At 67.3% G+C, this 19,598-nt stretch carries 25 protein-coding genes and 1 tRNA gene; 15 read left to right on the forward strand and 11 right to left on the reverse strand.

Features of this window, described 5'->3' with window-relative positions; all coding sequences use genetic code 11:
• Positions 1-10: 10 nt before the first annotated feature.
• From rpoZ to ispB, 4 genes are all read right to left on the reverse strand, one after another.
• A complete protein-coding gene (gene rpoZ, locus F466_RS0110740) occupies positions 11-286 on the reverse strand; it encodes a DNA-directed RNA polymerase subunit omega (RefSeq protein ID WP_017925738.1) in 276 nt (91 codons plus the stop codon).
• Between the two features lie 34 nt (positions 287-320).
• Positions 321-971, reverse strand: a complete 651-nt coding sequence (gmk, locus tag F466_RS0110745) for a guanylate kinase (protein WP_018138640.1) — start codon at positions 969-971, stop codon at positions 321-323.
• 85 nt (positions 972-1,056) lie between these two features.
• Positions 1,057-1,133: transfer RNA gene (locus F466_RS0110750), tRNA-Pro, on the reverse strand.
• A gap of 128 nt (positions 1,134-1,261) precedes the next feature.
• Complete coding sequence (ispB, locus tag F466_RS0110755; protein ID WP_018138639.1) at positions 1,262-2,230, reverse strand: octaprenyl diphosphate synthase; 969 nt, start codon at positions 2,228-2,230, stop codon at positions 1,262-1,264.
• A 202-nt stretch (positions 2,231-2,432) separates the two neighbouring features.
• Between ispB and rplU the strand changes: the two genes are divergently transcribed.
• From rplU to F466_RS0110800, 9 genes are all read left to right on the forward strand, one after another.
• Positions 2,433-2,744: a 50S ribosomal protein L21 gene (rplU, locus tag F466_RS0110760; RefSeq protein ID WP_012983371.1), complete on the forward strand. Its 312-nt coding sequence runs from the start codon at positions 2,433-2,435 to the stop codon at positions 2,742-2,744.
• 33 nt (positions 2,745-2,777) lie between these two features.
• Complete coding sequence (gene rpmA / locus F466_RS0110765) at positions 2,778-3,038, forward strand: 50S ribosomal protein L27 (RefSeq protein ID WP_012983372.1); 261 nt, start codon at positions 2,778-2,780, stop codon at positions 3,036-3,038.
• A gap of 88 nt (positions 3,039-3,126) precedes the next feature.
• The gene (cgtA, locus tag F466_RS0110770; protein WP_018994096.1) at positions 3,127-4,194 is read left to right on the forward strand and encodes an Obg family GTPase CgtA; all 1,068 of its coding nucleotides are present in this window, start codon (positions 3,127-3,129) and stop codon (positions 4,192-4,194) included.
• Positions 4,191-5,321, forward strand: a complete 1,131-nt coding sequence (proB, locus tag F466_RS0110775) for a glutamate 5-kinase (protein WP_018175411.1) — start codon at positions 4,191-4,193, stop codon at positions 5,319-5,321. The genes cgtA and proB overlap by 4 nt, the downstream gene beginning before the upstream one ends.
• Positions 5,322-5,406: 85 nt before the next feature.
• Entirely contained in the window at positions 5,407-5,796 is a 390-nt protein-coding gene (locus F466_RS0110780; RefSeq protein WP_018138636.1) for a RidA family protein, read from the forward strand.
• Positions 5,750-7,879, forward strand: coding sequence for an ATP-dependent DNA helicase RecG (recG, locus tag F466_RS0110785; RefSeq protein ID WP_081601204.1), 2,130 nt, complete (start codon positions 5,750-5,752; stop codon positions 7,877-7,879). The genes F466_RS0110780 and recG overlap by 47 nt, the downstream gene beginning before the upstream one ends.
• Positions 7,880-7,942: 63 nt before the next feature.
• Positions 7,943-8,200 (forward strand): GlsB/YeaQ/YmgE family stress response membrane protein, encoded by a 258-nt coding sequence (locus F466_RS0110790; RefSeq protein WP_018138634.1) that lies wholly within the window; start codon positions 7,943-7,945, stop codon positions 8,198-8,200.
• Between the two features lie 24 nt (positions 8,201-8,224).
• Complete coding sequence (locus F466_RS0110795) at positions 8,225-8,413, forward strand: DUF3185 family protein (protein ID WP_026296451.1); 189 nt, start codon at positions 8,225-8,227, stop codon at positions 8,411-8,413.
• 165 nt (positions 8,414-8,578) lie between these two features.
• Positions 8,579-9,883: an OmpP1/FadL family transporter gene (locus F466_RS0110800; protein ID WP_018994098.1), complete on the forward strand. Its 1,305-nt coding sequence runs from the start codon at positions 8,579-8,581 to the stop codon at positions 9,881-9,883.
• A 34-nt stretch (positions 9,884-9,917) separates the two neighbouring features.
• Here F466_RS0110800 and F466_RS0110805 read toward each other — a convergent pair whose 3' ends face one another.
• Entirely contained in the window at positions 9,918-10,877 is a 960-nt protein-coding gene (locus F466_RS0110805) for a matrixin family metalloprotease (RefSeq protein WP_038082743.1), read from the reverse strand.
• Positions 10,878-10,996: 119 nt separating this feature from the next.
• Here F466_RS0110805 and F466_RS0110810 point away from each other — a divergent pair, with 119 nt between their 5' ends.
• Positions 10,997-11,437 (forward strand): DUF3617 family protein, encoded by a 441-nt coding sequence (locus F466_RS0110810; RefSeq protein ID WP_018649268.1) that lies wholly within the window; start codon positions 10,997-10,999, stop codon positions 11,435-11,437.
• Positions 11,438-11,492: 55 nt separating this feature from the next.
• Here F466_RS0110810 and ruvA read toward each other — a convergent pair whose 3' ends face one another.
• The 6 genes from ruvA to F466_RS0110840 all read right to left on the reverse strand — a co-directional run bounded on the left by ruvA (position 11,493) and on the right by F466_RS0110840 (position 16,752).
• On the reverse strand, positions 11,493-12,098 hold the full coding sequence (ruvA, locus tag F466_RS0110815; RefSeq protein ID WP_018994100.1) for a Holliday junction branch migration protein RuvA: 606 nt from the start codon (positions 12,096-12,098) through the stop codon (positions 11,493-11,495).
• Positions 12,095-12,610, reverse strand: coding sequence for a crossover junction endodeoxyribonuclease RuvC (gene ruvC / locus F466_RS0110820; RefSeq protein ID WP_018138628.1), 516 nt, complete (start codon positions 12,608-12,610; stop codon positions 12,095-12,097). The genes ruvA and ruvC overlap by 4 nt, the downstream gene beginning before the upstream one ends.
• 48 nt (positions 12,611-12,658) lie before the next feature.
• On the reverse strand, positions 12,659-13,396 hold the full coding sequence (locus tag F466_RS0110825; protein ID WP_018138627.1) for a YebC/PmpR family DNA-binding transcriptional regulator: 738 nt from the start codon (positions 13,394-13,396) through the stop codon (positions 12,659-12,661).
• A 161-nt stretch (positions 13,397-13,557) separates the two neighbouring features.
• The gene (locus tag F466_RS0110830; protein ID WP_018138626.1) at positions 13,558-14,112 is read right to left on the reverse strand and encodes a DJ-1 family glyoxalase III; all 555 of its coding nucleotides are present in this window, start codon (positions 14,110-14,112) and stop codon (positions 13,558-13,560) included.
• Positions 14,113-14,124: 12 nt separating this feature from the next.
• Positions 14,125-15,411, reverse strand: a complete 1,287-nt coding sequence (locus tag F466_RS0110835) for a S41 family peptidase (protein ID WP_018138625.1) — start codon at positions 15,409-15,411, stop codon at positions 14,125-14,127.
• Between the two features lie 141 nt (positions 15,412-15,552).
• On the reverse strand, positions 15,553-16,752 hold the full coding sequence (locus tag F466_RS0110840) for a peptidoglycan DD-metalloendopeptidase family protein (RefSeq protein WP_038082746.1): 1,200 nt from the start codon (positions 16,750-16,752) through the stop codon (positions 15,553-15,555).
• 77 nt (positions 16,753-16,829) lie between these two features.
• Between F466_RS0110840 and F466_RS0110845 the strand changes: the two genes are divergently transcribed.
• From F466_RS0110845 to F466_RS0110865, 5 genes are all read left to right on the forward strand, one after another.
• A complete protein-coding gene (locus tag F466_RS0110845; RefSeq protein ID WP_017925754.1) occupies positions 16,830-17,165 on the forward strand; it encodes a helix-turn-helix transcriptional regulator in 336 nt (111 codons plus the stop codon).
• A 28-nt stretch (positions 17,166-17,193) separates the two neighbouring features.
• Positions 17,194-17,622: a rhodanese-like domain-containing protein gene (locus F466_RS0110850; protein WP_018138623.1), complete on the forward strand. Its 429-nt coding sequence runs from the start codon at positions 17,194-17,196 to the stop codon at positions 17,620-17,622.
• Positions 17,622-17,900: a glutaredoxin domain-containing protein gene (locus F466_RS0110855; protein ID WP_018138622.1), complete on the forward strand. Its 279-nt coding sequence runs from the start codon at positions 17,622-17,624 to the stop codon at positions 17,898-17,900. Before F466_RS0110850 ends, F466_RS0110855 begins: the two co-directional genes overlap by 1 nt.
• A 109-nt stretch (positions 17,901-18,009) precedes the next feature.
• Positions 18,010-18,546, forward strand: coding sequence for a protein-export chaperone SecB (gene secB / locus F466_RS0110860; RefSeq protein ID WP_017925757.1), 537 nt, complete (start codon positions 18,010-18,012; stop codon positions 18,544-18,546).
• Between the two features lie 16 nt (positions 18,547-18,562).
• Positions 18,563-19,561 carry an NAD(P)H-dependent glycerol-3-phosphate dehydrogenase gene (locus tag F466_RS0110865; protein WP_018138621.1) on the forward strand — a complete coding sequence of 333 codons (999 nt, stop codon included), beginning with the start codon at positions 18,563-18,565 and terminating at the stop codon, positions 19,559-19,561.
• Positions 19,562-19,598: the final 37 nt, after the last annotated feature.

Consider the following 19,598-nt stretch of genomic DNA (forward strand, 5'->3'; position numbering starts at 1 on the left):
TTATCGACCCCTAGCGTTCGTCGGCTTCCAGCTGCTCCAGATGGCGGATCGTGCTGAAGTCCAGCATCTGGTTCTGGGGCCGTTCATCGTGCTCGTCGAACACCTCGGTGCCGACCAGCCCCTCGGCGATCTCGCGCAGGGCGATGACCGTGGGCTTGTCGTTGTCCTCGGATACACGGGGCTCCTTGCCGTGTGCGATGTGACGGGCCCGGCGGGCCGCCATCAGCACCAGTTCGAAGCGATTGTCCACTTTTTCGAGGCAGTCCTCGACGGTGACGCGTGCCATGGGTACTCCGGTTATGAGTCGTTAATACTGCATGTTACGCCGTGCCCGGCGTGCTCGCCAACAGATTCCGTATCGTCGATGCGGAGCGTATCTCCTGCTCTACCGTGCGCAGACGGTTGGAACGGAAGATGCTGGCCAGATCACTGACCGCCCGCTCGAAATCCGAGTTGACGACCGTGTAGTCATATTCGCGGAAATGCGTGCAATCAGACTCCGCGTCGCGCAGGCGCCGCTGGATAACCTCTTCGCTGTCCTGCCCGCGTCCGCGCAGGCGGCGTTCCAGCTCGTCGCGCGACGGCGGCAGAATGAAGATCGAATGCGCATCCGGCACCGCCGCACGCACCTGACGCGCACCCTGCCAGTCGATCTCCAGGATCACGTCCATGCCGGCATCCAGGCGCTCTTCGACGCTGGCGCGTGCGGTGCCATAGAAGTTGTCGAACACCTTCGCGTGTTCCAGCAGCTGGCCGTCCTCGATCATGCCGAGGAATTCCTCGGCCGAGACGAAGTGATAGTGCTCGCCGTCAACCTCGCCAGCGCGCGGCTTGCGCGTCGTATGCGAGACCGAGACCTCGACCTGCTCCACCCGCTCCAGCAAAGCGGCGACCAGGCTGGTCTTGCCTGCGCCCGATGGCGCGGAAACGATGTAGAGGGTGCCGCGAACGGCCTGGGAAGTGGCGGTCATGAACGCGTCCGCAGGAGCAGAACAGGAATGGAATCATCGGCTGGCTGCCGGCCAGATACGACCCGGCACACCAGGGAAATAGAGTTGGTCGGAGTGAAAGGATTCGAACCTTCGACCCCTGCCTCCCGAAGGCAGTGCTCTACCAAGCTGAGCTACACTCCGAACCGAGCCCGCTATTATGCCGAGCCACTCCGGGCGTGTCCATGCCCTCGGCCAACGGAATACGTGATCCGGGCAACGCCCGATGCGCTTGCGCGGCCGCGAGTGCACCGACCCGCGGCCGCGCCCGGTCAGTGATCGCGGCCCACCGCGAAGCGCGCGAGGTCGATCAGGGCCTGGCGGTGTGGCGACTCGGGGAGCACGGACACCGCGGCAATCGCTGCCTCGGTCTCCGCGGCCGCGCGTTCGCGGGCGTAGTCCAGGGCCCCGGTGGCGTGGACAACCTCGAGCACTGCATCCACCTGTTCGCGCCCGCCGTCTTCGATCGCCTGACGCACAACGGTCTGCTGCTCCGGCGTACCGACCCGGATCGCCTGGATCAGCGGCAGGGTCGGCTTGCCCTCGGCCAGGTCATCGCCCATGCGCTTGCCGGTCACGGCATCGTCGGAAGAGTAGTCGAGCACATCGTCGATCAGCTGGAAGGCGGTGCCCAGATGCATGCCATAGCGCGCGAGCGACTCTTCCTCGGCCCGCGGACGCTCGCCCAGGATGGCGCCCAGCTGGCAGGCGGCCTCGAACAGCTTGGCCGTCTTCGACTGGATCACGTTCATGTAGCGGGCCTCGTCGACATCGGCATCGTGGCAGTTCATCAACTGCATCACCTCGCCCTCGGCGATCACGTTGGTCGCGTGGGCCAGGATCTCCATCACCCGCATCGAACCGACCTCGACCATCATTTCGAACGCGCGCGAGTAGAGAAAATCGCCGACCAGCACCGCGGCCTCGTTGCCAAAGATGTGGTTCGCGGTCTCGTTGCCCCGGCGCATCTCGGAGGCATCGACCACATCGTCATGCAGCAGGGTCGCGGTGTGGATAAACTCCACCACCGCAGCCAGCACCACCGGCTCCTCACCCTCGACCGCGCAGGCGCGCGCCGACAGGGTCGCCAGCAGGGGCCGCAGGCGCTTGCCCCCGGAGTGGATAATGTAGTGACCCAGCTGGTTGATCAGCACCACCGGCGAACTGAGCCGGTCACGGATGCACTGGTCGACCGCCTGCATGTCGTCTGCAGCCAGCTCTCGGATTGCGTTGATGGACATGCGGGTAGGCGCGCCAGTATGAGGAAGTTGGTAGGCGCTGGCATGCTAGGAAGGCCCCGGTGGGGTGTCAAGCGCGCACCGCCGAATGGCATTGACCCGAACGCGACTCACTGCTAGCATTTCCGCCCTTTCGCGAGACCGGTCTTCAGTTCCAGACTTTACGGGCCGGTCCACACAGGTATCGCAACGGAGTCCCAGGGAAATGTACGCGATCATCGCAACAGGTGGTAAACAGTACCGCGTCGCCGAAGGTGACGTGATCCGCATCGAAAAGCTTGAGGCCGAAGCCGGCTCCGAGGTCGAGTTCGACCAGGTGCTGATGGTCGGTTCGGGCGACGATGTTCGCGTCGGGGCCCCGCTGGTCGACGGCGGCAAGGTGACCGCGAAGGTCGAGGACCATGGCCGTGCCAAGAAGGTCCACATCATGAAATTCCGGCGCCGCAAGCATTCGCAGAAGCAGATGGGGCACCGCCAGCACTACACCACCGTGCGCATCACCGGCATCGCCGGCTGACGCGCCGGCGCACTTTTTCAGGAGAACGAATCCATGGCACATAAAAAGGCAGGCGGGAGTACCCGCAACGGGCGCGATTCCGAGAGCAAACGCCTGGGCGTAAAGCGCTTTGGCGGCCAGGTCGTGCGCGCCGGCAACATCCTCGTCCGTCAGCGCGGGACGCAGTATCATCCCGGCGAGAACGTGGGTTGTGGCAAGGACCACACGCTGTTCGCGAAGGTGGACGGCCAGGTCGTGTTCAAGGTCGGTGGGCCGAACAACCGGCGCTTTGTGAGCGTGCAGCCGCAGCAGTAAGCGGACACGCCACTGGTAGCGCCAAAAGCCCCGTTCCGCGGGGCTTTTTTATTGTGCGCATCAAGAACGGGAACCAGGAAGAAGCGGCATGAAGTTCATCGACGAGGCAACCATTACCGTGAAGGCCGGCGACGGCGGGAACGGCTGCGTGAGCTTTCGCCGCGAGAAGTTCATCCCGTTTGGCGGGCCGGACGGCGGTGACGGGGGCGATGGCGGCTCTGTGTGGCTGGTCGGCGACGAGGGGCTCAACACCCTGGCCGACTTCCGCTACCAGCGCCGCTTCGACGCCCAGCGTGGCGAGAACGGCATGGGGCGCCAGCGCACCGGTGCCTCCGGCGCGGACCTGGAGATCCCGGTCCCGGTCGGCACCCAGGTCCGTGACGCCGATACCGACGAGGTCCTGGGCGATATCACCCGCGACGGCGAGCGCCTGCTGGTCGCCCAGGGCGGCTTTCACGGGCTCGGCAACACCCGCTACAAGTCCTCTACCAATCAGGCCCCGCGCCAGAGCAAGCCCGGCACGCCGGGCGAGCTGCGAAAGCTGGCGCTTGAGCTGATGGTACTGGCTGACGTGGGGCTTCTGGGCCTGCCGAATGCCGGCAAGTCCACCCTGCTCTCGCGCGCCTCGGCCGCACGCCCGAAGATCGCGGATTACCCGTTCACCACCCTGATCCCGCAGCTGGGCGTGGTGCGCATCGGACCGAACCAGAGTTTCGTGATGGCCGATATCCCCGGCCTGATCGAGGGCGCGGCAGAGGGCGCCGGGCTGGGCACCCGCTTTCTCAAGCACCTGGCGCGCACCCGTTTGCTCCTGCACGTGGTCGACGTGGCCCCGCCCGACCCCGAGGCCGATCCGGTCGCAGACATGCAAACCGCGCTGGGCGAGCTCGAACGCCACAGCGACGAACTGGCCGGTCGTCCGCGCTGGATCGTGCTGAACAAGAAGGAACTGCTGGACGCCGAGGCCCTCGAGGACCTGATCGCGAGGGTGCGCGAGGTGGCGGGCGACGAGCGCCCGGTATTCACCATCTCCGCCGCCACCGGCGACGGGGTGGACGCGCTGATGCAGGCCGTCATGCGCCACATCGAAGCGGCCAACCAGGAGCCCGCTACGGCCCCCACGGCGACCGGCGAGGCCGGGGAGGATCGCGCGTGAACACCCGCGCCCTGCGCGAACTCCCGGCCATCCGCCGCGTGGTGGTCAAGATCGGCTCCGCGCTGATCACCGCCGATGGCGCGGGCCTGGATCGCCCGGCGCTGGAATCCTGGGCTCACCAGATCGCCGCGCTGCGGCGCAAGGGGCTGGAGGTCATCCTGGTCTCCAGTGGCGCCGTGGCCGAGGGCATGCGCCGGCTCGGGATGAACGAGCGCCCGCACCAGCTGCATCGCCTGCAGGCCGCCGCGGCCGTGGGGCAGATGGGTCTGGTGCAGGCCTACGAGCGGGAGTTCGCAAGCCACGACCTGCACGCGGCACAGGTCCTGCTGACGCATGACGACCTCGCCGATCGCTCGCGCTACCTGAATGCCCGTTCGACCATGCAGGCCCTGCTGGAGATGGGGACCATCCCCGTGGTGAACGAGAACGACACGGTCGCCTACGAGGAGATTCGGCTGGGGGACAACGACACCCTGGCGGCCCTGGTCGCCAACCTCGTGGTCGCAGACCTGCTGCTGATCCTGACCGACCAGGACGGCCTGTTCGACCGTGATCCGCGCCAGCACGCCGACGCAGAGCTGATCCACGAGGGCCGCGCCACGGATACCGAACTGCACCGCTTCGTGGCTGCCGATTTCGGGCGCCTGGGGCGCGGCGGCATGGCCACCAAGCTCAAGGCCGCGGAGCGCGCCGCGCGCTCCGGCACACATACCGTGATCGCCTCCGGGCGCGAGGCCCAGGTGATCGGCCGCGTACTGAAGAACGAGCGCCTGGGCACCTGGCTAAAGCCCGACCGCGAGCCGCTGGCCGCGCGCAAGCGCTGGCTGGCCGACCAGCTGCATTCGCGCGGCGAACTCCTGCTGGATGCCGGCGCAGCACGCGTACTGCGCGAGTCGGGCCGCAGCCTGCTGCCGGTGGGCGTGGTGGGCCTGCGCGGCGACTTTCGCCGCGGCGAGGTCGTGACCTGCGTCGACCCGGACGGCCGCCCGGTCGCGCGCGGGCTGACCAACTACGCCTCCAGCGAGGTGGAACGCATCCGCGGCCTGCGCGCGGACCATGTCGAGGCGGAGCTCGGCTACCTCCTGGAACCCGAGCTCATTCACCGCGACAATCTCGTTCTCTTGTAGATGCATTGCCCCGGCGATCCCACCGCTCGACGAATGCGGTAAGGTGCCCGCATCCCGAATCACCGACCCGAGCCAAGGAGCCCGCATGTCGCGCGAAATCATCCAGACCGAAAATGCCCCGGCCGCGATCGGCCCCTACTCCCAGGCCGTGCGTGCCGGCGACACCCTGTACCTGTCCGGCCAGATCCCGCTGGACCCGGCCACGATGGAGCTGGTCGACGGCGGCATCGAAGACCAGATCCGCCGCGTGTTCGACAACCTGAAGGCCGTGCTGGAGGCCGCCGGTGCGGATTTCTCCGACATCGCCAAGCTGAACATCTTCCTGATCGACCTGACCCACTTCCCGCTGGTCAACAAGATCATGAGCGAGGTCTTCGCCGAGCCGTACCCGGCCCGCGCCGCAATCGGCGTAGCCGCCCTGCCCAAGGGTGCGCAGGTGGAGATGGACGCCATCGCCTGGTGCCCGCGCGGCTGATCCGCGCGCGGCGACCGCGGTGGACCTTCAGGCACCGCTGACGGGGTTCAAGGGCGTCGGCCCCGCAGTGGCCGAGCGTCTGGCCCGCCTGGGCCTGGAACAGGCCCGCGACCTCCTCCTGCACCTGCCGCTGCGCTTCGAGGACCGTACCCGGCTGACCCCGATCCGCGCCCTGCGCCCGGGACTCCCCGCCCTGTTCGAGGGCCGGGTTACCCATGCCGAGGTCGTCCATCGCCGCCGACGCATGCTGGTGGTCACGCTGGAAGAGGACGGCGCGTCCATCCTGCTGCGATTCTTCCATTTCGGCAGTGGTCAGCAACGCCGCCTGAGCCCGGGCACGCGCATTCGCGCCTTTGGCGAGCCCCGCGGTATGCCCGGCGCAATGGAGTGCGTGCACCCGGAACTCCAGGTGGTGGGCACGAAACCGCCCGTGTTGGAGACCCACCTCACTCCGATCTATCCCACCACCGAGGGCATCTCGCAGAAGCTCCTGCGCCAGCTGGTAACCGAGGTCCTGCCGACGACCGGGCAGCTGCCCGACCTGCTCCCGGAGCTGAACCAGCGCCAGCTGCCCGGGCTGCACACGGCCCTGCAGCAGCTGCACCACCCGCCGGCGCGGGCCGAGGCCCTGGATGCACTGGACACCGCCGAGCAGCGCGGGCCCGCACGCACCCGCCTGGCCCTGGAGGAGTTGACCGCCCACCAGCTCGCCCGCATGGAACAAAGCCGCGCCCCGCAGGATACGCGCCGCGCGCCGGTCATCCGCCCCGAGGGCGCACTGTGGCGACAACTGCGCGACCAGCTCCCGTTCGAGCCCACCGGCGCACAGGACCGCGTGATCCACGAGGTGCGCGAGGACCTGGCCCGCCCGGCTCCGATGAACCGGCTGGTGCAAGGCGACGTCGGCTCCGGCAAGACCCTGGTCGCAGTCGCGGCCGCCCTGGCGGCGGTGGAGGCGGGCCATCAGGTGGCATTCATGGCCCCCACCGAGCTGCTCGCCCGTCAGCATGGGCGCAATCTCGCCATGTGGCTGGAACCGCTGGGCGTGTCGGTGGCGTGGCTGGGCGGACGCCAGGGCGCCAGCGAGCGGAGCCAGTTGCTTTCGGAACTGGCCAGTGGTCAGCGCCAGGTCGCGATCGGCACCCACGCCCTGTTCCAGGAGGAGGTCCGCTTCCAGCGCCTGGGGCTGGCGATCATTGACGAACAGCACCGCTTTGGCGTGCACCAGCGCATGGCCCTGCGCGACAAGGGCAACGGCCAGACGCCGCATCAACTGATCATGACCGCGACCCCGATCCCGCGCACCCTGGCCATGGCCCTGTACGCCGATCTGGACAGCTCGGTCATCGACGAGCGTCCACCGGGGCGCACACCCGTGCGCACCGCACTGATCAGCCACGAGCGCCGCGACGAGGTGATCGAGCGCATCCGCGCCGCCTGCGGCTCCGGCACCCAGGCCTACTGGGTATGCCCGCTGGTGGAGGAATCGGAACAACTGGAGGCAGAGTCCGCGGAGGCGACCGCCGAACGCCTGCGCGAAGCGCTGCCGGAGCTGAACATCGGGCTGGCCCATGGGCGCATGAAGGGGCCCGAGCGCGATACGGTGATGGAACGCTTCCGCGCCGGCGCGCTCGATCTGCTGGTCGCGACCACGGTGATCGAGGTCGGCGTGGATGTCCCCAACGCCAGCCTGATGATCATCGAGAACGCCGAACGCATGGGGCTGTCGCAGCTGCACCAGTTGCGTGGACGTGTCGGGCGCGGCAACACCGCCTCCGCCTGCGTGCTGCTCTACCGCCCGCCGCTGGGCGAGACCGCCCGCGAGCGCCTCGAGGCGATGCGCCGCACCGACGACGGCTTCGAGATCGCGGAGGTGGACCTCCGGTTGCGCGGCCCTGGCGAGCTGCTGGGCACACGCCAGACGGGCGACCGCAGCTTCCGCGTGGCCGACTGGTCACGCGATCAGGACCTGCTGGAGGAGGCCACGGAACTGGCCCTGCGCGTGCGCGAGGACCGGCCGCGTGCTGCGGCCCTGATCGAGCGCTGGCTGGGCAGCGCCACGCGCTATGCCACCGTCGGCTGAATCCGGGCCGCACGGAACGCCCGTCCCCGTCATCCATCAGACAAGAGAGCAAAGGAGTACTCAATGCCCGTTGAATCACTGTTATTGCTGCTGCTGGTCGGCGGCATCGCCGGCTGGCTCGCGGGTTTGCTGGTCCACGGCGCCGGCCAGGGCATCCTGCTGAACATCGTGATCGGGGTCATTGGGGCGGTGCTGGGTGGCTGGCTGTTCACCCAGCTGGGGGTACCGACGGCCGGCCTGATCGGGACCCTGGTGGCGGCCACCGTCGGGGCGATTCTGCTGCTGGCGCTGCTGCGTCTGATCGCACCACGCAAGTGGTAAACGAACCGCATGGAGGGAGACGCGATGATCCAGATCCTCGGCATTGTCCTGCTGGTCGGTGGCCTGATCGCGGCCATCGTCGGACTGCAGGACAGCTTCGGCCTGCGTGAACGGGCCGCCCGCCTGTTCTTCGGCCGCTTCACCCGGCGCACGCTTGCCCTGCTGATCGGGGGCGTCACCGCCGCGGTCGTGGGGCTTGCCCTACTGCTCTGACTCCCCCGCAGTCATCCCCCAGCGTATGACTTTTCCAATGCTCTCACCCCGAAAAAAGGTTGGCGCATATCGTCCAACCCGGTAGGGTCCGGACCGGGAGCAGGCGGTCACCCCGGGACGGGGGGCACGCCCTGCCCCGACCATAACAAGACCCCGGGGGACCGCATGACGCACTATTCCACGCGCCGACTGGCGCTCAGTGTGGCCGTCGCCGGCGCCGTGTTCGCCGCGCCGGCCACCCTGCTCGCAGCGGGGTTCTACATCCAGGAACAGGGTGTCACCGGCCTTGGCCGAGCCTATGCCGGCGAGGCCGCCGCCGCCAATGACGCCAGCACCATCTACTTCAACCCGGCCGGCATGACGCGTCTGCAAAGCGGCGAGTTTCAGGCCAACGTGCACCTGCTGATGCCGCGCACACGCATGAGCGACCGGGGCTCCTCGGCCACCGGCGCCTTCGGCGAACAGGCCACCGACGGTGGCAACGGCGGCAACCCGTACGAGCCGACCCCCGTCCCGAACCTCTACTGGGCCGAGCGCTATGGCGAGCGCCTGTGGCTGGGCGTGGGGCTGACCGCACCCTATGGCCTGGCCAACGACTACGACGACGACTTCTTCGGCCGCTACGACTCCACCGAGACCGACCTGAAGGTGATCAACCTGCACCCGTCGATGGCCTTCGAATTGAGCGAGCGCGTCTCCATCGGCGGCGGCCTGGACCTGCACTACGCGAACGCCACGCTGCGCAGCGCCATCCCCTCGCCCGCGGGACCGGATCCGGACACCGATGGCGAATTCAAGCTGGAGGGCGACAGCTGGGATGTCGGTTTCAACCTGGGCCTGCAGGCCGACCTGACCGACGCGACCCGGCTGGGCCTGCACTACCGCCACGGGGTCAGCCAGAACCTGCGTGGCACCGCAACGATCACGCCCCCGGCCGGGACCGGTGCGGATACCAACACCATGTCCGCGCAGGCCGAACTGAAACTGCCGGATATCGCGAGCGTCGCCCTGTCGCACGAGTTCGATGCCCGCTGGACCGGGCTTGTGCAGTACACCTGGTTTCGCTGGTCGAACTTCGACGAGATCGATGTTCGCGGCAGCGGTGGCGGTTCCATCCAGACCCTGGATCAGAACTATCGCGACAGCTATGCGATCGCCCTGGGCGCAGAATATCAGGCCAACCCGCAGTGGACGCTGCGCGCCGGAATCCAGTACGACCGCACACCGACCCGCGACGGATTTCGCAGCACGCGCACACCGGATGGCGACCGCACCTGGTACACGGTCGGCGCCAGCTACCGCGCCAGCGATCGCTTCAGTTTCGACTTCGGCTATGCCTATATCGACGTTGGCAGCGAGTCGATCGAGCTCGAATCGGAGTTTGCCAATGTCGGGGTAACCACCGAGACTCGCGGGCGCACGCGGGGCGATGTACACGTCCTGTCGGCGGGATTGCGCTACCGCTTCTGATGCCTGCCGGGGCGAGGGATCGCGCCCCGGCCCTTCACGGCTTCACCAGCTCCACCCCGCACGACTCCACCAGCGCGGCACGATCCGCCGCGGCCAGGTCCTCGCGGCCCGCGTTCGCGAGGCCCAGCTCCGCGTGCATGACCGCGGCGGGGTCATCGACGTGCCCGATCCCCAGCGCATGGCCGAGCTCGTGTGCCAGCGTCAGGCGCAGTTCGTCAAAGTCGCTCGCCTTGTAGACCGTGATGCTGCGACGGTTGCCCTGCTGCTGGTAGATCGCCATGTCGAAACCGCTGCCCGCAGCCGCTGTCCGGTTGAACTGATCGACCTGCTCATTGAAGGCGGCGATCTCGCGTTCCAGGTCGCGACCGGCCGCGTTCAGATCCGACCGGCGATCCTCCAGCCCGCGGCGGCGCTCTTCCAGTCGTTCGTGCTCCTCGCGCAGCTCTCGCGCTTCCCGTTCCAGACGCTCGCGGGCCTGCGCACTGCGCTCCCCGCGCCCCGCATTCCAGTCGGCGACCCGGCCTTCGTGCGCACGGCGGCGCTCGTCGAACCCGCGCACACCGCGTTCGTACAGCTCGACGTCGGCGTTCAGCGCCGAGCGATGGCGGTCCAGGCGCTCCCGGGCATCGTCGATATCCGCCTGTGCCTGATCCAGCTGCGCACGCGAGCGCTCCCGCGCCATGGCGCCGGCCTGACGTTCGTCGAACACCAGCCGCACGGCCATCCCTTCACCGTCGCGGGCGGTAAACAGCCGTTCTTCGGTATGGGTCTCCCACATCGCCACCGCGGCATCGAGTGCGCGGCGCACTTCGTCGGGCTCCAGCTCGAAGCGCGGGTCGATCTCGCCCAGATGCATCTCCACCGGAATCGCACAGCCGGGAGCGGCCGGATGCCCGCCGCCCGCCAGGAAATCGCGCGGATCCCCGTCCAGCAGCACGGCGCCGCCCAGCACCACGGCACCCGCACCGCCCAACACCCATAATGGTATGGCCATGCATCCCCTCCGAGACCCCCAACCGCAACATGCCACCGATCAGAGACATTCGCCAATTTGCTCCCCTGCAAGCGCCAAGGCACCATGAACCGCACACATTTCGCAGGGAGAGCCCCATCATGATGCCTCGTTCCAGCCTTTACAGCCTGCTGGCCGCCGTCCCGTTCGCGTTCCTGCCACTGGTGGCCCAGGCCGAAACACCGAATATCCAGCCGGGCGAGTGGGAGTACACGAACACCACCACCATGGACGGCGCGCACCAGATGCCGGAGCAGACCGAGACCTACACCGAGTGCGTGACCGAGGACGACCTCGCGCGCGGCGAGGAGATGATCGAGGCACCGGACGGCTGCAGCGTGGACAGCATGGACATGCGCGCGGACGGTGTGGACTACACCATGACCTGCACCGATCCCGACGGCACCAGCATGGACATGCAGGGCTCAATGCAGTTCATGGGGGATCGAGCGGAGGGCGAGATGAGCAGCGAGATCGACTCGCCGATGGGTCCCATGTCCGTGCGAATCTCGGTTGAAGGCCAGCGCATCGGCGACTGCTAGGGGGGGCGCCTGCTGACCGTATCTGACCGGCCCAGGCGATACCGGGCCGGCATTCTCAGCGCCTGACGGTCGCGCGCAATGCCAGGCGCACCAGCGTCTCTACCGAATCGGCCTGATCGCGCACGGCGGCGACCATCTTCTCCGCGCTGGCGCGCTGATAACCCAGCGACTCGAGCGCCGCCAGGGCCTCGCCGTCCATCGCGGCGGCCGGGGCATCGACCCCTACGCCGGCGTCACCCGGCGTGGCCGCGAATCCCATCTCGGCCAGTCGCTCGCCGAGCTCCAGCACCACCCGTTCGGCCGTGCGCTTGCCGATCCCCGGGACCTTGGCCAGTCCGGTCACGTCACCGCCGCTGATCAGGCCGGCCAGTTCATCGCCCGCGTAGGTCGAGAGCATCGCCAGCGCGAGCTTGGCCCCGATCCCGTTGACCCGGATCAGACGCCGGAACAGATCGCGGTCGCGCTTGTGCATGAACCCGAATAGCTGGTGCGCATCCTCGCGTACCACGAGGTGCGTGGTCAGCACGACACTGCCGCCCGGCTCCGGCAGGGCCGCCAGCGTGGAGAGCGGAACCTCGACCTCGTAGCCCACGCCACCCGCATCAATCACCACGCCATTCACCTCGCGGCTGATCAGCGTCCCCTCCAGCCGGGCAATCATGGGCGCCCCCCGATCACGGCCGAGGCGGCCCCTGCCAGACGCGCCTGGTGCTGGGCGGTATGGGCATGGCACAGCGCGACGGCCAGGGCATCGGCGGCATCGCTGCTGGCCGGTTCGGTCAGACGTAACAGTTGCTGCATCATGTGCTGGACCTGCTCCTTGTCCGCGCTGCCCACGCCGACCACCGCCATCTTGATCGCACGCGGCGCATATTCATGTACCGGGAGCCCGGCCTGGGTCGCCGCGCAGATGGCGGCCCCCCGGGCGTGCCCCAGCTTGATCGCCGACTGCGCATTGCGCGCGACGAACACCGTTTCGATCGCCAGTACGTCGGGCTTGAGTTCGCTGATCACCTCAACGACACCGGCAAAGATCTCGCCCAGGCGCTCGGGAAACCCCTTGGATCTGGGCCGGATCACGCCATGGCCGCGGGAACGGCCCTGGCCTTTGGCATACTCGATCACCGCAAAGCCGGTAATCCGCGAGCCGGGATCGATACCAAGGATACGCATCGTTGTTTGTCCAGAGAGGCGCGGATTACGGCGCGCAGCAGCGCGGCATCACTGCCCCACGCCTTCCGGGAAATCGGCGTTGGTAAAGACGTTCTGCACGTCGTCCAGGTCGTCCAGCATCTCCAGGAGCTTCAGCACGGACTCGGCGGTCTCCGCATCCAGTGGCGACAGGGTCTCCGGGCGCCAGGTGACCTCGGAGCTCTCCGGCTCCAGTCCGCGGTCCAGCAGCGCCTGGCGCACGTCCTGATAGGCATCGGGCTCGGTAATCACCTCGATTGCGCCGTCGTCCTCGACCTGCACATCCTCGGCGCCGCCCTCCAGCGCGGCCTCCATGACCGTCTCGTCGTCCAGACCGGGCGCAAAGCGGACCACGCCCTTGTTCTGGAACAGATAGGCCACCGAGCCATCGGTCCCCAGGTTGCCACCCATCTTGGAGAAGGCGTGGCGGACCTCGGCCACTGTCCGGTTGCGATTGTCGGTCATGCAGTCGACCAGGATCGCCGCACCGCCCGGGCCATAACCCTCGTAGCGAATCTCCTCCATCGCGGCCCCGTCGGACTCACCGGCGCCGCGCTTGGCCGCGCGCTCGATGGTATCCCGCGTCATGTTGGCGCCAAGCGCCTTGTCGATCGCCAGGCGCAGGCGCGGATTGGTCTCGGGGTCGGACCCGCCCTGCCGGGCAGCGACGGTGATCTCGCGGATCAGCTTGGTAAAGAGTTTGCCGCGCTTGGCGTCCTGGGCGTTCTTGCGATGCTGGATGTTCGCCCACTTGCTGTGGCCTGCCATTCGGTCACGACTCCTTGGGTTGGGTTCGTTGGGCGCGGCCAGGCGACCGCGAGACCCGCACAGTCTAATCGACTGGGGCCGTCGGGTTCATGCCAGGATGCAAAGGGACGCTGGATGGAGCCGCGCAGGGCGTGCACGGGGAGCAGGAAAGGTCTGCCTTGCTAAGGACGCAGCAACGGTCCCTCGACGGCCTCGCGGGCCTCGCGCCCGGCCAGCTGCTCGATCAGCGTCAGGGCAAAGTCCATCGCCGCCCCCGGACCACGTCCGGTAATGATGCGCTCGTCGACTTCCACGAGCCCCCCGGTAGAGGGGATACCCGATTCGTCCAGTGCCCCGGTAAACGAGGTCACGCGGCGACCTTCCAGCACACCCGCCTGCGCCAGCGCCTTGGGCCCGGCGCAGATCGCGCCCAGCCAGCCGTCGCGCTCGGCCTGTGCCCGCAGCATTGCCTGCACCCGTGGATCGTCGCGCAGGTGATCGGCGCCCGGCAGCCCACCGGGCAGCACGATCAGGTCGAAGGCATCGTCCTGAACTGCTTCCAGCGTGGCGTCCGGCTGGATCACCGTCCCGCGGGAACAGCGCACGGGGCCCTGTTCGAGCCCCGCGACCGTGACCTCGAAGCGCGCGCGGCGCAACAAGTCGATGATGGTGACGGCCTCCAGCTCCTCGGCCCCGGCCGCCAGCGGCACCAGGACACGCGGTGTTTCCTGCGTCATGGCCACCTCCGATCAGCGCTGGCTGTAGATGTTCAGCCCCTTGAGCAGATTCAGGGCCTCGCTCAGGCCGTAGTCGCGCTCGGCCAGGCTCTCGCCATTGTCGTCATCATCCTCCGGCACGTCCTCGCCTTGCAGCTCCCGCTGCATGCGCACCTGGGCGTCGCGGCCATTGCCGTCATCGGCACGCGAGACCGTCAGATTCTCCAGCCGGATATCGGGCTCTACGCCGTCTTCCTCGATGTTGCGGCCGTCCGGCGTGAAGTAACGCGCGGTGGTCAGCTTGATACCGGTGTTCTCGGTCAGCGGCAGGATCGTCTGCACCGAACCCTTGCCAAAGGTGTTCTGGCCCATGACCACCGCACGCTTGTGGTCCTGCAGGGCGCCGGCCACGATCTCGGAAGCCGAGGCCGAACCCCGGTTCACCAGTACCACCATCGGGGCACCGCCGAGCACATCACCCGGCGAGGCCTGGTAGCGGAACTGCGAGTCCTCCAGCCGGCCCTCGGTGTAGACAATCAGCCCTTCCTCCAGGAACGCATCGGACACACCGACCGCACCGTTCAGAATGCCGCCCGGGTTGTTGCGCAGGTCCAGCACCAGGCCGCGCAGATCACCCTCTTCCTTCAGCTCTTCGACGGCTCGCACGACGTCACGCGCGGTGCGCTGCTGGAAGTTGCTGATACGCAGGTAGCCATACCCGTCTTCGAGGATCTCGGATCGCACGCTCTGGACTTGGATACGGTCACGGGTCAGCGTGATCTCCTTCGGCTGGTCCTCGCCCTCGCGGACGATGGTCAGGGTAATGTCGGAGCCCTTCTCTCCACGCATCTTGGAGACGGCATCGGACAGCGTCATGCCCTGCACCGATTCACCGTCCAGGCGAATAATCAGGTCACCCGCCTGGATGCCGGCCTTGCTCGCCGGGGTGTCGTCGATCGGGGCAATGACCTTGACGAAGCCATCCTCCATGCCGACCTCGATCCCCAGACCACCGAACTCGCCGGAGGTCCCGACCTGCATGTCCTCGAAGTCCTGCTCGTCGAGATAGGCCGAATGCGGGTCCAGCCCGGAGAGCATCCCCTGGATGGCGTTATCCAGCAGCTCCTTGTCGTCCACCTCGGTGACGTAATTGCGCTTGATGCGCATATACACCTCGGTAAACCGCTGCAGGTCCTCCACCGGCAAGGCATTCTGTGCGCCATTCTCGCGATCGGCATACACCGCCACCGACACGCTGAGCATGACACCGACAACCAAACCCACCACCAGGGCGTACCCAGTGCGACAAGACTTCTTCATTACCGATCCTCTAGAAACGGAGGTATTTACCGGACCGATGGTAGCACCGGGAATCTGACCCATGCCTGAACGCCCGACTGCGTCTGCTGTTTTCGCCCGACAAATCCTTCAAACACGGTCACGATTATTTCGTGACGCTCGTCATTGAGATAGCCACCAGTCCTCAGGGTTCAACGGATCGCCATTTCGCCGAATCTCGAAGTAGAGTCCCGGTGCGATCGCCTCGCGCCCGGCGCCGGCCAGGGCCATCCGCGTGCCGCCCTCGACCTCCTCGCCCTCGGCGACCAGGATTTCCTCCAGGTTGCTGTACAGCGTCAGGTAACCGCTCCCGTGGTCGAGGATCACCAGAAAACCGTAGCCCTGCATCCAGTCGGCGTAGACCACACGACCAAAATGGACGGCGTGCACCGACTCGCCGCTGTCAACCTCCAGCACGGTTCCGCGCCAGCGTGACTGCAGACGACTGCCGCGCGGCTCGTTGAAGCGCCGAACGACCGAGCCGTCCGCCGGCATCGGAAGCTCGCCCTGGAGGTCAGCAAAGGCGACATCGGAACGAACGGGCGCACGCTCGGGTGGGGGATCGCCCCGCGCAGCACGCTCTTCGCGTTCAGCCGCATCGCGCTCCACCTCGCGAATCAGGTCTTCCAGCGTCTCGGCATTGCGCTCCAGCCGCGCCAGCTCCAGCGCCTCGTCCGCGATCGCGCGTTCCAGCTCGTCCATCGCCACACGCTGCCGCTCCTCCTCGCGTTCGAGATCCGCCACCACCTCGCGCAGCGCCGCCTCCTGCTCGGCCAGCACCGCCTGCTCGCGTTCCAGGTCGTCGCGCGCGGCGCGCAGCACCTCGAGCTGTTCACCCAGGGCCGCCAGCGCCTCGGCCCGCGCCTCGCGCAGGCGCGCGGCGATCTCCGGGTGCAACCGGCTCAGCTCGCCCTCGCCTCCGGTGCCGGGTACGCGTCCCGGGTGCCGGTCGCGCTGCCACTGGTCGCGCAGCAGGCGCCCCGCCTGCACGCGTTCCTCGCGCAGCCGTTCCTCTTCCTGCTCAACGCGCGCCTCGTGCTCGGCGATCACCTCGGATTGTTGCTCGCGCTGGGCCTCCAGTTCGCGCAGTTCGCGCCGCGACTCGCTGCTGCCCCGCGCCGCGCGCTCGAGCTCATCCTCCAGACGTTCGAGCGCGGCCTGGCGCTCCTCCTGACTGCGCTCCAGGTCACGGATCGCCTCCAGCGTCTCCTCCAGTTCGGCCTCCGGTTCAAACGCCGACAGGCTGCCTGCGGGCGCCAGCAAAAATGCCGCCAGAACAAGCAGTAAGGGGTATCGGGAAGTCAAGATTGCGCAAATTCGCATATCGGGGTACGTTTAGGTACTTATATTCTCACCCGGTTACGGGCTTGCTGTTTCGCAAAACAATAAAGAGGCATGCCGTGAGCAACGAAGCGGTCGAAGAAGAAAAGATGGTCGAAGAAGAACTGATGTCTCAGGACGAGGACATTGAACGGGCCTCGCGCTCGCTCAAGGCCATGTCCCACCCCCTGCGGCTCAAGATCCTCTGCATTCTCGGCGATCGCGAGATCAGCGTACAGGAAATCGTCGATCAGGTCGGGACCTCGCAGAGCAACATTTCGCAGCACCTGGGCATCCTGCGCGACAAGGGCATCCTGGCGACCCGCAAGGATGCGAACCGTGTCTACTACCGAGTGGGGGACTCCCGCACGCTGCGCCTGATCGGTATGATGCAGGACGTTTTCTGCAGCTCCTGACATCTCCCTGACCGACGCGGCGGCCTGAATGCTCGAAAGACTCCCTGAATTCCTGTCCAATCATCCGATCCTGACCGGTGCCCTGCTGGCGGTTGTCGGGATGATCCTGTTCACCGAGTTCCGCCGCCTGACCCGCAAGTACCGCACCCTCTCGCCGAGCGAGGCCGTGCGCGTGATCAATCAGGACGACAGCCTGGTGCTGGATGTGCGCGAGGACAACGAGATCGCCTCCGGCCGCATTGGTGGGGCCAAGCACATCCCGGTGGGCAGCCTGCAAAAGCGCATGGACGACATCGCCAAGTACAAGGACAAGCCCGTAGTGGTGTACTGCCGCAGCGGTAACCGCTCCGCGATGGCCGCCTCACAGCTGACCGCTGCGGGGTTCCAGGATGTCGTGAACCTCCAGGGCGGCATCCAGGCCTGGCAATCCGCGGGCATGCCGATCAAGAAGAAGTAATGCGCTTCGAGGTCTATGGCACGGTCCGCTGCCCGTTCTGTCTGCTGGCCCGCCGGCTGCTGATCCACCACGGTTACCCCTTCGACGACCACCCGGTGGATCGCGAACCCGGGGCGCGCGCGGAGATGGAACAGCGGGCCGGCCGCAGCTCGGTGCCGCAGATTTTCCTGGGTGACACCCATATCGGCGGATACGACGAGCTGCAGGCGCTGGATCGCTCCGGTGAACTGCAACGCATGGCCGAAGCGGCCGGCATCGCGCGCACCAGCGACGCCTGAGCCCCCAGGACGACGGGAAAACTCACCCGCCTCTTGACTCCTATCCGGCGCCACATTCCTTTACGATTCCCGCACACGAATCCCATTCTCCACGACTCGGAACAACATCATGGCTGAAGAAACCTCCAACACCAGCGGTAACGGCGCGGGCGCGCAGGGCAACTCCCAGGACAACCCCGGCTTCTCCATCCAGAAGGTGTTCATCAAGGACATCTCGTTCGAGTCGCCGGACGCCCCCGAGATCTTTCTGAACGAGTGGAAGGGCGACACCAACATTCAGCTGAACACCAACGCCCGCCCGATTCGCGAAGAAGAAGGCGTGTTCGAGGTCGAGCTGAAACTGACCGTGACCACCGAGTCCAACGGCAAGACCGCCTACCTGGTCGAGATCAACCAGGCCGGGGTCTTCATCGTCCGCGGCTTCCCCCGCGACCAGCTCAACCAGCTGCTGGGCTCCTACTGCCCGAACCTGCTGTTCCCGTTCGCCCGCGAAACGGTCGCGGACCTGGTACTCAAGGGCGGCTTCCCGCAGCTGCTGCTGCAGCCGGTCAACTTCGAGGCGCTGTACCAGCAACACCTGGAAGACCAGAAAAAGGCATCCGGCGACTCGCAGGCGGCCGCGCCGGAGTCGACCTCCCAGGCCTGATCCGGGGCTCGCACCCGTGCGCATCGCACTCCTGGGTGGCGGTTCCTGGGGCACCGCGCTGGCGATCCACGCCGCGCGTCTGCACCAGGACGTCGTGCTCTGGGTCCGCAAGGACGAGGCCGCCGAGCGGCTGAGCCGCGCGCGCGAGAACGCCCGCTATCTGCCCGGCATCCCCTTCCCCGAAACCCTCTCCATCAGCGCCGCCCCCGGTGTGATCGACGATGTCGACCTGGTGCTGATCGCGGTCCCGTCCGGGGCCTTTCGCGAGACCCTGCGCTGGATGCAGCCGCGCCTGCGTGAAGGGCAGACGGTCGCCTGGGCCACCAAGGGACTGGAGACATCCAGCGGGGCCTGGCTGCACGAGATCGCCGAGGAAGAACTGGGCTCCGGCTTCCCGCCCGCGCTGATCTCCGGACCCTCCTTCGCCGCAGAGGTGGCCCGCGGCCAGCCCACCGCACTGACGGCGGCCTCGCAGAGCGAACACAGCCTGGACCGCCTGACTGGCGCACTGCATGGCAACGCCCTGCGCATCTATCGCAATCACGACGTGATTGGTGTGGAGCTGGGCGGAGCCCTGAAGAACGTCCTCGCGGTCGCGACCGGGATCGCCGACGGCGCGGGCTACGGCGGCAATGCCCGCGCCGCGCTGATGACGCGCGGTCTGGCCGAGATGCAGCGCCTGGGCGAGGCGGTCGGGGCCCAGCCGGGCACGCTGACCGGGCTTTCCGGTCTCGGCGATCTGATCCTCACCTGCACCGATGACCAGTCGCGCAACCGTCGCCTGGGGCGCCTACTGGGTCAGGGCTATGACCTGGAGACGGCCCGCGCCCGTATCGGCCAGTCGGTCGAGGGGGTCGAGACCGCGCGCCAGATCAGCACGCGCGCCGAGGCCCTGTCGGTGGACATGCCCATCTCCGCGGAGGTCCACGCCGTGCTTTACCAGGGGCGACCGGTACGCGAGGCCGCCCGCCGCCTGCTGGAACGCGATCCGACCCACGAGAACCCGACCGGGTAACCCCGAGCCGAACCCGAACAATCGCGCATGCCGGCAC

Origin of the sequence: Thioalkalivibrio sp. ALgr1, assembly GCF_000378285.1 — a bacterium.
Taxonomy (GTDB): domain Bacteria; phylum Pseudomonadota; class Gammaproteobacteria; order Ectothiorhodospirales; family Ectothiorhodospiraceae; genus Thioalkalivibrio.